At 65.3% G+C, this 13,457-nt stretch carries 17 protein-coding genes; 8 read left to right on the forward strand and 9 right to left on the reverse strand.

Features of this window, described 5'->3' with window-relative positions; genetic code table 11:
* The first annotated feature begins 24 nt into the window (after positions 1-24).
* Both Hhyl2_RS05825 and Hhyl2_RS05830 read left to right on the forward strand, forming a co-directional pair.
* Complete coding sequence (locus Hhyl2_RS05825) at positions 25-1,074, forward strand: lysylphosphatidylglycerol synthase transmembrane domain-containing protein (RefSeq protein ID WP_483549789.1); 1,050 nt, start codon at positions 25-27, stop codon at positions 1,072-1,074.
* A 60-nt stretch (positions 1,075-1,134) separates the two neighbouring features.
* Positions 1,135-2,058, forward strand: coding sequence for a DMT family transporter (locus Hhyl2_RS05830; RefSeq protein WP_483549790.1), 924 nt, complete (start codon positions 1,135-1,137; stop codon positions 2,056-2,058).
* A gap of 3 nt (positions 2,059-2,061) precedes the next feature.
* Here the strand turns inward: Hhyl2_RS05830 and Hhyl2_RS05835 are convergent, their stop codons facing one another.
* Positions 2,062-2,955 carry a hypothetical protein gene (locus Hhyl2_RS05835; RefSeq protein WP_483549791.1) on the reverse strand — a complete coding sequence of 298 codons (894 nt, stop codon included), beginning with the start codon at positions 2,953-2,955 and terminating at the stop codon, positions 2,062-2,064.
* 119 nt (positions 2,956-3,074) lie between these two features.
* Between Hhyl2_RS05835 and Hhyl2_RS05840 the strand changes: the two genes are divergently transcribed.
* Positions 3,075-3,467: a CopG family ribbon-helix-helix protein gene (locus Hhyl2_RS05840; protein WP_483549792.1), complete on the forward strand. Its 393-nt coding sequence runs from the start codon at positions 3,075-3,077 to the stop codon at positions 3,465-3,467.
* A gap of 1 nt (position 3,468) precedes the next feature.
* On the opposite strand, the gene Hhyl2_RS05845 is transcribed toward Hhyl2_RS05840, so the two are convergent.
* The gene (locus tag Hhyl2_RS05845) at positions 3,469-4,032 is read right to left on the reverse strand and encodes a sugar O-acetyltransferase (RefSeq protein ID WP_483549793.1); all 564 of its coding nucleotides are present in this window, start codon (positions 4,030-4,032) and stop codon (positions 3,469-3,471) included.
* 110 nt (positions 4,033-4,142) lie between these two features.
* On the opposite strand from Hhyl2_RS05845, the gene Hhyl2_RS05850 reads away from it, so the two are divergent.
* The 3 genes from Hhyl2_RS05850 (at position 4,143) to Hhyl2_RS05860 (ending at position 7,002) form a co-directional block, all read left to right on the forward strand.
* Entirely contained in the window at positions 4,143-4,733 is a 591-nt protein-coding gene (locus tag Hhyl2_RS05850; RefSeq protein ID WP_483549794.1) for an arsinothricin resistance N-acetyltransferase ArsN1 family B, read from the forward strand.
* 45 nt (positions 4,734-4,778) lie between these two features.
* The gene (locus Hhyl2_RS05855; protein WP_483549795.1) at positions 4,779-5,459 is read left to right on the forward strand and encodes a carbonic anhydrase; all 681 of its coding nucleotides are present in this window, start codon (positions 4,779-4,781) and stop codon (positions 5,457-5,459) included.
* Between the two features lie 970 nt (positions 5,460-6,429).
* On the forward strand, positions 6,430-7,002 hold the full coding sequence (locus tag Hhyl2_RS05860; protein ID WP_483549796.1) for a hypothetical protein: 573 nt from the start codon (positions 6,430-6,432) through the stop codon (positions 7,000-7,002).
* A gap of 5 nt (positions 7,003-7,007) precedes the next feature.
* Here the strand turns inward: Hhyl2_RS05860 and Hhyl2_RS05865 are convergent, their stop codons facing one another.
* Positions 7,008-7,301: a chorismate mutase gene (locus Hhyl2_RS05865; protein ID WP_483549797.1), complete on the reverse strand. Its 294-nt coding sequence runs from the start codon at positions 7,299-7,301 to the stop codon at positions 7,008-7,010.
* On the reverse strand, positions 7,298-8,155 hold the full coding sequence (locus Hhyl2_RS05870; RefSeq protein ID WP_483549798.1) for a shikimate kinase: 858 nt from the start codon (positions 8,153-8,155) through the stop codon (positions 7,298-7,300). The genes Hhyl2_RS05865 and Hhyl2_RS05870 overlap by 4 nt, the downstream gene beginning before the upstream one ends.
* A 96-nt stretch (positions 8,156-8,251) precedes the next feature.
* Here Hhyl2_RS05870 and Hhyl2_RS05875 point away from each other — a divergent pair, with 96 nt between their 5' ends.
* Positions 8,252-8,683, forward strand: coding sequence for a DUF5796 family protein (locus Hhyl2_RS05875; RefSeq protein WP_483549799.1), 432 nt, complete (start codon positions 8,252-8,254; stop codon positions 8,681-8,683).
* Between the two features lie 39 nt (positions 8,684-8,722).
* Here Hhyl2_RS05875 and Hhyl2_RS05880 read toward each other — a convergent pair whose 3' ends face one another.
* Complete coding sequence (locus Hhyl2_RS05880; protein ID WP_483549800.1) at positions 8,723-8,998, reverse strand: helix-turn-helix transcriptional regulator; 276 nt, start codon at positions 8,996-8,998, stop codon at positions 8,723-8,725.
* 588 nt (positions 8,999-9,586) lie between these two features.
* Here Hhyl2_RS05880 and Hhyl2_RS05885 point away from each other — a divergent pair.
* The gene (locus Hhyl2_RS05885) at positions 9,587-10,309 is read left to right on the forward strand and encodes a DUF7117 family protein (RefSeq protein ID WP_483549801.1); all 723 of its coding nucleotides are present in this window, start codon (positions 9,587-9,589) and stop codon (positions 10,307-10,309) included.
* Position 10,310: 1 nt separating this feature from the next.
* Here the strand turns inward: Hhyl2_RS05885 and Hhyl2_RS05890 are convergent, their stop codons facing one another.
* From Hhyl2_RS05890 to Hhyl2_RS05905, 4 genes are all read right to left on the reverse strand, one after another.
* Positions 10,311-10,802 (reverse strand): NUDIX hydrolase, encoded by a 492-nt coding sequence (locus Hhyl2_RS05890; protein WP_483549802.1) that lies wholly within the window; start codon positions 10,800-10,802, stop codon positions 10,311-10,313.
* 3 nt (positions 10,803-10,805) lie between these two features.
* Entirely contained in the window at positions 10,806-11,699 is an 894-nt protein-coding gene (locus tag Hhyl2_RS05895) for a bifunctional methylenetetrahydrofolate dehydrogenase/methenyltetrahydrofolate cyclohydrolase (protein WP_483549803.1), read from the reverse strand.
* Positions 11,700-11,800: 101 nt separating this feature from the next.
* Complete coding sequence (locus tag Hhyl2_RS05900) at positions 11,801-12,754, reverse strand: beta propeller repeat protein (protein ID WP_483549804.1); 954 nt, start codon at positions 12,752-12,754, stop codon at positions 11,801-11,803.
* Positions 12,755-12,849: 95 nt separating this feature from the next.
* Positions 12,850-13,440 (reverse strand): hypothetical protein, encoded by a 591-nt coding sequence (locus Hhyl2_RS05905; protein WP_483549805.1) that lies wholly within the window; start codon positions 13,438-13,440, stop codon positions 12,850-12,852.
* Positions 13,441-13,457 lie beyond the last annotated feature (17 nt).

Genomic DNA, 13,457 nt, shown 5'->3' on the forward strand with positions numbered 1-13,457 from the left:
CTCCCCCGCACCAGACGTAGTACGATGGCCACTGTCAGCGAATCCCGTCCGATACGGTTCAGACAGCTGGCCGGGATGGCGCTGGCGGTGGCGCTCATCGGCCTCCTGCTGTTCGGCCTCGATACCGCCGCGATCGTCGAGAGCTTCGCCGACGCCGATCTGACGTTCGTGGCCATCTCCCTGGTCGCCTCGCTGGCCGCACAACTCTGCTGGAGCCTGACGACCGCGACGCTCCTGACGGGGACGAACGGCGCGTTGCCACGCCACCGCATCCAGCTGGGCTACCTCTCGGGAACCTTCGGCAAACAGATCCTCCCGCTGGGGAACGTCGGTGGCACGGCGATCCTGGCCTACGTCATCTCCGAGGACCTCGATCAGCGGTTCAGGGACATCTTCGCGGCTGTCGCAGCCAGTGAGTTGCTCATCTTCGCTGGCTCGCTCGGAGTGGCCGCGCTGGGACTGGCCGGTCTGGTCGTCCGACCTCGGCCAGGGTTCGACGGTCCGGTGCTCCTGGCTGTTTCGGTCGCCCTACTGGCCGTCATCGTCGTCGGCGCCGCGCTCGTTGCCTACCGACGTACCGCGTTCGGGACCCTGATCGTCCGGGTCGCAGCCGGTGTCTATCGGCTCCTGGCGCCCGTATCGAAGCGCGTCGCACGACAGGTCGAGCCGGCACGGATACAGAACGGGGTCGACTCGTTCCTCGCGGGATTCGAGGACGCGACTGACGACACCAGACGGCTCGCGCTCGCCGCGCTGTTCGGGGTGGCTGGATGGCTCGCGTTCGGTCTGGCGCTGTACTACGGCCTCGCGTCGGTCGGAATCGGACTCCCGCTCGGACTGGCACTGTTTCTCGCGCCGGCGAGCGGCCTCGCGACGCTGCTGCCCACGCCCGGCGGTCTCGGCAGTTCGGAAGTCGGGCTCACGGCCGTGTTCACGGTAGTGACGGCCGCCTCCGCGGAGCAGGCGGCTGCCGGGGTGCTCCTCTACCGGCTGGCGACCTACTGGCTGGTCCTGGCAGTCGGTGGGCTGGCGACCGCGTACCTCTCGGCGTCGGTGTGGCGCGCACTGGAGTGACGCCGGCGCGGGCCGATGAGCAGGGTTATATCGACGGACACGAACGCCGACACACACTCGATGCGCTTCAGGAACGCACTGCTGTTCGTCGCGCTGGCCGTCGTCTGGGGGAGCGCCTTCACCGCGATCAAGGCCGGTCTCGACTACTTCCCACCGGTCCTGTTTGCCGCGCTCAGGTACGACGTCGCCGGCGTGTTGATGCTGGGATACGCCGCCTACGCGACCGACCGGTGGCTCCCACGGAGTCGGGCCGAGTGGCTACTCGTCGGTGTCGGCGGCCTGTTCTTGATCGCTGCCTACCACGCGTTCCTGTTCGTCGGTGAACTCGGGGTCAAGAGCGCCGTCGCCGCCATCGTCGTCAGTCTCTCGCCGATCCTCACCACGGCCTTCGCCCGTCTTTTTCTGCCCGAGGAACGACTCACGGCGCTCGGTGTGGTGGGACTGCTCGTCGGGTTCGTCGGTGTCGTAGCACTGAGCGACCCCGATCCGGGCGACCTGCTCACCGCACGGAACGTCTCGCTGTTTCTGGTTTTCCTGGCCGCCGCCTCGTTCGCCCTCGGGAGTGTCCTCACCCGGCGCATCGACGCGTCACTCCCCATCGAGACGATGGAAGCCTGGTCGATGCTGCTCGGAGCCGTAGTCATGCATGGCGCGAGCCTCGCGATTGGGGAGGCACCGGGCGAGATCCGCTGGACTGCGGCGGGCGTCCTCGCGCTGGGCTATCTGATCGTCGTCGCCAGCGCGCTGGGCTTCCTGATCTACTTCGACCTGCTGGAACGACTGGGACCGATCGAGATCAATCTGGTGTCCTACGCCGCGCCCGTCGTCGCCGCCGTCACGGGCCTGTTCTTCCTCTCGGAGCAGTTGACCGAGGAAACGGTGGTCGGGTTCGGCCTCATCCTCGTCGGATTCGTGCTCCTCAAGCGGGACGCCATCCGCGAGGAGTTCGTCGGCACCCGGACCACGACTGACCGAGACCACTGACGGTCAGAACAGCCCGACGACGAACCCGAGTCCCATGACGATCAGGACGGCAGCCGAGAACGCGGGGAGATACGGCGTGAACCGCTCGACCTCGCTCTCGTAGTGTTCGTAGCCCGCTAGCAGGAGCGCCGTCAGCCCGACGATGCCGACGACGACGGTCAGGGCGTAGGCGCTCATCAGTTCCAGACAGTAGTTCGAGCCGGCACAGAGCGCGATGATCTCGAACTCCTCCTCGTGGGCGAACCCCAGGAGGAACGCGGCCCAGGCGATGCTCAACAGTCCGCGGTCGGCGGCCTCCGACAGCGATCCGTGATCGTGGCTGTGGCCGCCGACGAAGGGGAGGAACCCCACAAAGCGAGCCAGGACGCCGGTATCGTGGTCGTGGTCAGCGTGTCCGTGATCGCGGTCGTGCGTGTCGTGCGCGTGATCGTGGTCGTGACCGCCATCGTGGTTGTGACCATGCCCGTGGCTGTGATCGTCGTGCCCGTGGTCGTGTGTGTGATCTCTCTCGTGACCGGTGTCGTCGGACCCGTCTGTCATCTCGACCCCGTGGCTATGTCCCGAGACGTACTCACGGACGCCGAGCGCCACGAGGAGGACACCCGCGACGATGCTCACCGGGCCGCCGACCTGAAAGCCGCCGACGGTCAGCGGTTCGTTGACCTGCGTGAGCGAGAAGTACGACTTCGCGTAGAAGAACACGGCGACCATCGCGATGCTGCTGACCAGATGGCCGACACCGAGGATCGTACTCGCTGCGATACCAGAGGCCCACTTGTTCGACTGGTCCAGGGCGTAGGAGGCTGCCACCGGCCACCCGTGGCCCGGTTCCATCCCGTGGACCGCGCCCAGCGCGATGGCACCGACGAGCAACCCGAACAGTTCGCGCTCGATCATCTCGACCGAAACTTGCTGTGCGGGCCGTTTAAGGGTAGTTAATACCGGCTTCGGGGTATCGTCATACGCGGGCAGTCGTCCCATGGTGTTCTTGTACGCCGGCGTCCGACTCGACGACCATGCGAACGAGCTTCAACATCCCCGACGAGGTGCTCGACGAGTTCGACAGGGTGTGGGAGGAGCAGGGACTGGACAACCGGTCGCGGGCGGTCCGCGAGGCGATGCGGGAGTACATCGAGGCCCACTCCCGGTTCGAGGCGCAGTCCGGCGACGTGGTGGCGCTCCTCGGCTTCGATTACCGCCACCACGACGTCATCGAGGCACTCCACACCGTCCAACACGACTATCAGGACGTCATCCTGAACACCAGCCACACGCATCAGGGGGAGTGGTGTCTGGAGTCGCTGTTCTGTCGCGGGCCGGCCCAGCGGGTGCGGGCACTGACGAACCGCCTCCGTGACTTCGACGGGGTCCACCGCGTGAAGGTGATGATGATCCGGGACGGCGAGTAGGTTACTCGGTGTCTACCTCTCTGACGACCGTCGCCGGGTTCCCTTGAACGACGACCCCCGGTGGGACGTCCTCCGTCACGACCGCGCCGGACGCGACGACGCTCTCGTCGCCGACCGTCACCCCCGGATTGAGGACTGCCTGGCCGCCGATCCAGACGTCGTCGCCGACCGTCACCGGCTTGCCGTACTCCACACCGCGGCGGCGCTCGCGCGGGTCGAGCGAATGTGTCGCGGTGTAGACGTGGACGCTGGGGCCGAGCAGGCACCGGTCGCCGAACTCGATCCGGCAGACGTCCAGGAACACACAGTCGAAGTTCGCGAAGAAGTCCGCGCCGACGTGGACGTTGTAGCCGTAGTCACAGCGGAACGTCGGTTCGACAGTCGGGTCCTCGCCGGTCGACCCGAACAGTTCGGCGAGCAACTGCTGCCGGCGGTCCTCGTCGGTGGGGTCACTCTGGTTGTACTCGTGTGTCAACTCGCGGGCTCGCTCGCGGTCGGCGACCAGTTCCGGGTCCGTGGGGTCGTACCGATCGCCCGCGAGCATCTTCTCTTTCTCGGAGGGCATAGATCCGGGTTATATCGACAGCCGGGTCAAGCTACCGGACGCTGTCCGACAGCTACTGTCCGCGGTCGAGAGTGGACCGCTTATATCCGTCCTGCCGCTAGCCGTGCCAGATGGCCGAGATACGAGTCGCTACGGACGCAGACGCTGCTGCCTGCCGTGACATCTACGCACCGTACGTCCGTGACAGTGCGATCACCTTCGAGACGACCGTCCCGAGCGTGCCAGCGTTCGGGGACCGTCTGACCGACACGCTCGAAACCCACCCCTGGCTCGTCTGTGAACACGACGGGTCGATCCACGGCTACGCGTACGCGAGCGCCCACCGCAACCGGGACGCGTATCAGTGGGCTGTCGAATCCTCTGTCTACGTCGCCGAGACGGCCAGGCGGGCCGGGGTCGCCCGCGGACTGTACACGTCGCTCTTCGAACTCCTCCGACGCCAGGGGTACTACACTGTCTACGCCGGAATCACCGTTCCGAACCCGCCCAGTGCGGCCTTCCACGAGTCCGTCGGATTCGAGCCAGTCGGGACCTACGAGAACGTCGGCTACAAACACGGAGCGTGGCACGACGTCGAGTGGTGGGCACACTCGCTGCAGGACCGCTCGGGCGAGCCGACAGCCCCGGTTCCGTTCGACAGCCTCGATGCGTCGGCCGTAGAATCCGACCTCGGTGCTGGCGAGGGCGACGTCACACTGTAACCGGGACACCAACTGATATATCGACGGCCACAGTTGGGGGTGTGTATGAACGATGTCTTCGCGGATTTGCTGGCCCACAACGCAGCACACGCCGACGCGTTCCAGTCGCGATTCGACGACGTTCAGGACGCCCAACATCCGGATGCTGTCACGGTCTGCTGTTCGGACTCGCGGGTCCTACAGGACCATCTCTTCGGGAACGAGACTCCCGGTCATCTGTTCACGTGTGGCAACATCGGGAACCGCGTCATCCAGCAGACGGCGTCGGGTGAGGCAGTCTCCGGTGACGTCCTCTATCCGCTCGCTCACACCGGGACCGAGACCGCCGTCGTTATCGGTCACACCGGTTGTGGTGCCGTCACCGCAACCTACGACGACCTGACCGAGGGCCTCTCGGACGCGCCGGGTATCGAACACTGTATCGGTCTGCTCAAGCCCCATCTGGAAGGTGGCGTCGAGGCACTGCCGGACGATATCGACCGTCCAGGTGCGATCAACCGCCTCGTCGAGTACAACGTCGACCGACAGGTCGAGCACCTGATCGAGAGCGACGACGTCGACGACGACGTCGACGTCTTCGGCGTCGTCTACGACTTCCAGGACGTCTACGGCGGCAAGCGCGGCGAGGTCCACGTGGTCAACGTCGGCGGCGAGACCGACGTCGACGCGCTCCGTGAGACGTACCCCGAATTCGAGGACCGCATAAACCGCCTCTGGGAGTACTGATCGGGAAGTCTCGTAGACGTACTTGGCCGCTTCGGCCCGTGTGGGCGAACTGGAACTACTGTGATGACGAGGATAGGTACTGTGTCAAATTTATAAATATACTTATGATTTAGCCGCTCGTTAGTATCCACTCATGAGTTCACGAAGACCTGCCGGTACCTCATCCGACGTGTCACACGGGACCATTAGTCGTCGTCGCTTCCTCGCGGCAGGCAGTCTCGTCGCGGCCGGGTCGCTCGCTGGGTGTTCGAACCGTGTGTCGTCGGCGGTGACGAATACGGGGGCGTCGCCTGCGGCAGTGTTCGCGGGCATGGGATGGAACGACGATGACTCGGGCGTCACGTTCGAGATGGCTCCCGGTGGGCCACACGTGAGTCGGTTGACGCCGACACTGTCGGGTGGATCTGGGATGTTGTCGGGCGAGATCGAGTTGGAGGGGTGGGTGACGTCGTCTGCGGTGATGGCGACGGATTACAACTCCTCGCGGAGCAACAGACCCCGAACACGGTCGTCGGACGGGGATTCCGACGGGGATGGAGTGTCGGATGCTGACGAACAGGACGAGCTTCTGGCGTATCTGGGTGGGAAACCGATCGTCGGTGAGCGGTTCACGGTGTGTCTACCCGAGGCGGAGGTTCCGGGTGGGAACGGAAGTATCGCGGCGGCGGTGACCCCGGAGCGACTTATCGATTACATGACAGGGCAGTCCGGTGGGAGTGGTCGGGTGTATTCGTGGGGGACATCGAAGTCCGGTCCGGGCGACCCGGACGAGTCCGGGGATTGCGACGATGACGATCCAAGCACTCACCCAGGTGCGGTGTGTGGGACTTCACCGCATCTCGTGGCAGACAGTACGGGACCGACGGCGACGGGCGGGAGTCTCGAGATTGTTCGAGGAGAGGATGGGACGGTGGCGGTTGTGAGCCGTCCGGCGGAGGATGGCGATAGTCCTGCGAGGGTATGTGCCGGTATGGCGGACGATGACCCGTGTGGGCCGGGTGTGTGGGCGCGGACGACGCGGTCGACTTCGGGGTCGGGCATCTCTGTCTCTCAGGTGCTGGTGCAGCCACCGGCGTGTCCGCATCCGTTCCCGGCGCTGTTGTACGTCCAGCAATGTCAGCGCGACGAGCAACTCGTCTACACGGGCGGATGGGTCGTCGACGAGGCAGCACTGTACGAGAACTCGACGACGGTACTGTCGATGACGACGGGGACGCAGGTGGTTCCTGTCGAACTCGAAGCTGTCGACGGTGACGCTGACGGGGATGGACTCGGAGATCTGGTGGCGCGGTCGGTGCCGGGTCCGCGTGCTCGGCGAGGGGCGCGGCTCGACTCGGGGACGGTCGATGCGTTGGTTGGGTCGGGGGTGCTTTCGAATGGTGTGGCCGGAGGCATCCGGAAGCGGCCCGGAAAACGGGAGTACGATATCGATCTGAAGCACGTGGCGGTTGACGCGCCGGTGCTTCACTTGATGAGTGCGAGTCGGGCGTCTCAGGACGTGAAGTTCAAGGCGGGTGCGGAGCTGTCGAAGGCGGTGAACTGACTCGGTTACCGGCTCTCGCGCTGTTCGACCTTGTTCAACTCGATCAGGAGTCGGAACGTCGCTTTCACGAGGTTCGCGTCGACGTCGAACCGCTCGGCGTTCTCGCCGGCGCGGTCCATGACGGCCTGTTCCTGTTCCTCGTCGGTCGTCGGCAGGCCCTGCTCCTCTTTGACCTGGGCGATGGTGTCGGCGACGTAGGTCCGCTGTGCGATCTTCTCGACGATCTCGCGGTCGATAGTTCGAATCTCGTCGCGCAGTTCCTCCAGAGACATGTTCTCGGGGTTCGGCTCTGAGCTCATACTGTGTGTGTTCCCTCTGTCTGTGTGGTCGTCAGCAGTGTCTCGCCGGCGCGTTCGTCCCAGTCGGTCTTGACGGCTTCGAGGGCCGCCCGGTCGCCGACTGCGGTGAACGACGGGCCGGTCCCGGATAGCGACGCGCCCTCGACGTGTTGCATCGCCTCGACCAGCGGTTCCGCGTCGTAGCCCAGCGCGGCACAGAACGCCAGTCCGTTGACGGTCATCGCCCGCTGGTAGTCGCCGTCGAGGGCGAGCTCCTCGACCAGCCGAGCCATCGGCGCGATATGCTCACAGCGCTCGACGTCGGCATCGGCCGAGAACGACTGTTCCGGCGGCGACCAGACCAGCACGTCCCACTCGACGGTTTCGCGTGCGAGCAGGTCGTCGTTCTCGTTGTCGGTGACGGTCACGCCGCCCAGCATCGACGCCGACGCGTCGTCGAACGCACCGGTGATGGTCACGCCGACGTCCCGCGCCGCCATCACGCCGAGGCGAGCCATATCGGCCCGTGTCATCCGGTCGGTCGCATCGAGTGCGTCCAGCGTCGCCATCACCGTGGCGTTGGCGGCCGCGCTGGAACTCTTCAGCCCCGAGGCCATCGGGACCTCGCTCTCGGTGTAGACGTGCCCGCCGTCGACGTCGGGACCGCCGTGGGCGTCGAGGACGAACTCGACACAGCGCTCGATCAATCGAGTATCCGCGTCCGGTGCGTCGTCGATCTCACCGGTGACGCCCGATTCGGGCATCAGCTCTACTGTTGCCGTGGTGTACTCGTCGATGGCGAACGCCGACCCACGGCCGGTCGAGAGCGCGTTGAGGACGGTGCCCGCTGCCGGTGCCACTGCCTTGCCTTCCATCGACCGCATCTCCCGGCCGGGGGTACTTACCACCTGTGAAAGCGTCGGTCGGGTCCACAGCGCGTGGCTTTTCCCCCCGCGGGTGGAAGGGCGGGTATGAGCAACCGTTCGGACATCCCGCCGGACACGCTGTCCGTCGAACTCACCGAGGACGGCGTCGTCGTCGAGTACCTCGACGGTCGACGTGTCTACTACTACGGCGTCCCCGAGGCGGTCGAGGGTGGTATCCGGACCGCCCCAGGAAAGGACACGCACGTTCTGGTGACCGACCAGACAGAGACGAGCGGTATCCTCGTCTACGTCAACGACCTGCGAACACACGACGACATCCTGGAGGAGACAGGTGTGGGACGTGTCATCCTCGACGACGGCGAGGAAGACGAACTGTTCCCGGGTGTCACTGTCCGTGACGAGCAGATGCGTGTGGTGGTGGACGTCGACTTCGAGGTCGCGGACGGCCGCGTGTTCGTCTTCGAGGAGGACGAACTGGGCGAGCGTAGCTACGAGATCGTCGCGGAGACGGCGTAGAATCTGTACCGGGACCCAGCGGGGCGGCGTTCGGTTCTGTTACTCGCCGATGTACTGTGCTTCCCAGTCACGCCGGGCGTCGATCTCCCGTCGGCCGCGCCGTGTCAACGTGTAGAAGTTCGTCCGACGGTCACGTTGGCCCTTCTCGACGAGACCCTTGTCGACAAGCGTGTCGAGGTTCGGATAGAGTCGTCCGTGGTGGATCTCCTTCTCGTAGTACTCCTCGAGTTCTTCTTTGATTGCCAGCCCGTGGGGTTCCTCTAGACCGGAGATGACGTAGAGGAGGTCGCGCTGGAAGCCGGTCAGGTCGTGCATTGGTCTGTCCTGTATAGATATTACTGTCTGAATCCTTTAAATATTTCGGAGCAGATTATTCCTCGTTACCTTTCAAATCCAATCACGGACTGAACGGGCCTCTAGGCGACAATTTCGGACCAATTGTGGCCCAGACATTTCGAGTCAAAATTTCATCATACAGCAGAAGGTGACGATGAAGGATTACTTGTCCGTCCGGAACAGGTCGCACGCTTTAGCGACGCAGCAGTCTGCCGCCACCGAACCACTCGACGACAGCCGATCGGTACACTATCCGAGAACCGTATCGTCACGACGAAAGCTGCGCTATCTGGTGTCAGTAAAGCGAAGTAAGTGGAAAGCGGTCGTGAGAAAACACGACCGCTTGCCGCCCTGAATTGGTCCCCGCTGACGCTTCGGCCCTCCAAGCGAAGCGTCACTTAGGCGGAGGAGTGTGAGAAACTTAAATGTACCGGCACCGGGCAGATGGTGTAACATTTCGAATCTATCGTCGGCGGACAAAACGGTTCCGTATCCGCCGCCGATGGCGATCGGGGGCGCTCGTCCCGGCGCGGAACTCACTTGAGGGCAGAGCAGCGAGAGTATCGTATGAAAGTCCGTGGGGAACGAGAATGCCAGGACTGTGGCACCCGATGGTCCTACTACGAGAGCGGGAGTATCGCCTGTCCCGACTGCGGCAGCATCCACAGCGTCGGTGTCGACGATCGGACACGACACACGGACGCGCCAGCGACCCTCGATCTGACCCCGATCCGGAACCGGATCGACGACGTCACGCTCAGTGAACTGGCTGCACAGGCTGCCGACGCGTGTCGCGCGTACACGCGGAAGCGTGGCTTCATCGACGCGGGTGAACTCCGCACACTCGACGAGACGTTCGTCGCGGCCCGAGAACTCCAGTACGTCGCCGACGAGATCGGGCGCGAACTCCGTGTCGACGACGCCGTCGAACTGTACTTCTACGACCTGCTGGGCGGCGCCGACATGGGTGAGCGACCGAGACCCGAAGAGGTCCCAGAATCGCTCCGGAGCGCCTACGGACTGGCGATGGCAGCCACCGTCGCGGACTATCAGCGGGACGTCCGGACGTATCTCGACGAGCATCCGGACGAGCAGGCGCGACAGCTCTCGGGCCGGATCCGTGACCATCGCAAGCGCATCGAAGCGCTGGACGGCGACGTCGACCCGGCGAACGCGAACCGTCTCGTCCGTGCGACCCGCGACCTCGGGACGCTGGCAGCCGACGGGGACGAGAACGCCTACGTCACCGCCGACAACTGGCTCGCTGGTATCGACGACACGACGGCGTAGGTCACCGGAGACGACGGAGCAGTCCCGTGTCCAGCGCGCTGTCCGGAATCGAGGGCTTCCACGCGACGTCGACGATACCTTCGTCGTCGACGCCCGGATCGTCGGTGAGACGCGTCGTCTCCGGCGTCGCGCGGTAGGTCCCGAAGTGGAACCGTGCCTCCCGGTCGTCGTGTGCGACCGTCACCTCGCTGACCGCCAGCAGGTCGTCGACGGTGATCTCGACGCCCGTCTCCTCGTGGACTTCACGGACGAGCGCCTCCTCCCGACTCTCGCCGCGCTCGACACCGCCGCCGGGGAGTTTCCAGGTCGCGTCCTCGTAGCTGTCGCCCTCGCGGACGAACAGGACCCGGTTATCGTCCTCGACGAGGGCACCGACGCCCCAGTCCAGGCCGTTCTCGATCCGCCGGCTGATCGACGCGTAGCTCTCGGCGTCGGTCTCGCGGGTGACACGACGGGTCACCACGTCCCGCTCGGCGAACGTGTCGAGTGTCATCGCTCAGGGGAGGTCGACGTCGACGTCGTGTTGCCGGCTCGCGGCCTTGACCGTGTTGTACAGCAGCATCGCCCGGGTCATCGGGCCGACACCGCCGGGGACCGGCGTGATCGCGCCGGCGACCGCCTTGGCGCTCTCGTAGTCGACGTCGCCGACCAGTTCGTAGCCCTTGTCGGTGTCGGCGTCGACGCGGTTGATGCCGACGTCGATAACCGTCGCCCCATCGGAGAGCATCTCGCCGTCGATCATCTCTGGGACGCCGGCAGCAGCCACGACGATATCCGCCTGGCGGGTCTTCGCGGCCAGGTCGTCGGTCCGGGAGTGACAGACGGTGGTGGTCGCGTTGCCACCCGGCGCTTTCTGGATGAGCAGGTTCGCCATCGGCTTGCCGACGATGTCCGAGCGGCCGACGACGACGGCGTCTTTCCCCTCCGTGTCGACGCCGGCGGATTCGATGAGTTTCTGGATCCCGTGGGGGGTGCAGGGCTTGTAGCGGGCGTCGCCGGCCACGAGTCGGCCGACGTTCTCCGGGTGGAAGCCGTCGACGTCCTTCTCGGGGTCGATGGCCCGCAGGACGGTCCGGTCGTCGACGTGGTCCGGAACGGGCATCTGGACGAGGATGCCGTTGACGTTCCCGTCGGCGTTGAGGTCGTCGATGGTGTCGTACAGTTCGGCGGCGTCGGCCTCGGGGTCGATCTCGATGTCGATGGCCTCGATGCCGACCTCCGCGCAGTCGTCCTGTTTCATCGAGACGTAGGTCTCGCTCGCTGGGTCGTCGCTCATCAGCACCGTCGCCAGCGAGGGTTGGACGCCCGCGTCGGCGAGCTGGTCGATAGCCGTCGCGAGGTCGTCCCGTACCGACTGGGCGACCGCGTTCCCGTCGATTATCTCAGTCATCACGTGGAGAGGGACCCTCGGGAGGCAAAAACGTCACTATGCCACTGTCGGCACTGTCGACACAGTACGAATCCGCAGGGAAGAACGGAGTGGACCGCGGCCTACTTCTCGACGATGACGCCGCCAGCACCGACCGCGACGTCTGTCTTGCCGGTGACGACCGCCTTCAGGTTCTGGCCGGTCGGCGTCGACTGGGCCGTCCAGCCGTCGCTCCCGCGACCGTAGACCTTCCCACCGCCGCCGACGGCGAGGCCGCTGTCGCCGGACACCTCGATGTCACGCAGCGCTGCGTCGCCGGTATCGGTCGGCGTCCACTCGGTGCCGTTCCAGTGGTGGATCATCCCGCCGCCGCCAGCGATCCAGACGTCGTCTGCACCGTCGCTGTCGACCGCGTAGAAGTTCGCGTTCGCGTCCGCGAGGCCGACCTTGTCGTAGGTCCCGCCGTCGTCGGTCGCGAACACCGACTTGTTCCCGTCGACGATGTGCCCCGAGCGGACGTCGTAGAAGTCCGCCGCGTTGATCGCGGAGCCGCTGCCGGGCGTGGTGTCGTCCCACGTCCCGGTCGCGCCGTCGTCGAAACTGTAGTAGAGCTTCCCGGAGTCGCCGGCGACGTAGGCGTTGGCCGAGCCCATCACGCCGGTCACCGAGACGTCGTTGAAGTTGTTCGTGACGTCGTTGGGTGCCGAGTGATCGTCGACGGCGTACGAGGAGACGTCCATCTCGCCGATGGCGCCGCTGGAGCCGACGAACCAGAGTCGACCGCCCGCGGACGTCACGTCGGAGCCGTAGAGACTGTTGCCGTTGCCGGTCGGACCGCCGTCGAGGACTTTCTCCCAGCCGGTTTCGGTCCGATGGAGGACGATGCCGCCAGCACCCACGGCGAACAGCCCGTTGGACGTCTGTTCGACGTCGTAGAGGGTGTTCCCTGTCGGCGACTCGGCGACGGACCACGTCTCGGCCGTCTGGCCGGACGCCGTCGTCCCGAGCGCCGCGAGTGTGATCGTACCGCCGATACCTTTCACGAAGGACCGTCGTGTCGTCGAAGAGTCACTCATGTGAGCAACCACGTTGGTGGACAGGAGGTGATGAGTAAGTAGCAGGACACAACGTGTAAGGGATGGGGAAGGTTCCCGTGTGAGCCTGGAACGTGCTACGGGCAGGCGTCTGTGGAGATAGAGCGACGCTCGCTGGCCTGCTGGACGGGATTTATATCACCGCCGGGAATTCCCACCACCATCGCCTGACCGCCATAGCCGTGGGTCTGGTCGTGGCCCCGGACGACGACACAGGAAACGTCCGCAGGGACGGTGACCGTCTCCGACCGGGTGAACGGGGCCGTCGAGTGCGCGTGTAGCAGTTTCCGCCGGCCCAGTTGCTCGCCGTCGAGTGTCTCGACCTGCCACCAGTTCGCGTAGCCGTCCTCGCCGTCGTCATCGTGATACAGCGTCACGTCGAACCGGTACTGTCTGTCGTCGACGGACTCGACGGCAACCCCGATGACGTTCGCTTCGCGCAGATCCAGATCGGGAGTGGGTGTCCCCGTATCCGAGCCGCCATCGCTCGCGACAGGGCTGTCGGAGCGTGTGTCCGTCTCGTCCATTGTCGGTGTCGCCGCCTCTGTTGTCGCGCTGTCCGTATCCCCGCCCTCGTCGTCGCTGCCAGCCGGCCCGCCACACCCGGCCAGCGCCGTCAGGCCACCGCCGAGGACGCCCAGCAGGCGCCGTCGCATCGGCTGTTCCATACGGGCGATGGCACCGC

The sequence above is a fragment of the Haloarcula sp. H-hyl2 genome (genome assembly GCF_056934385.1).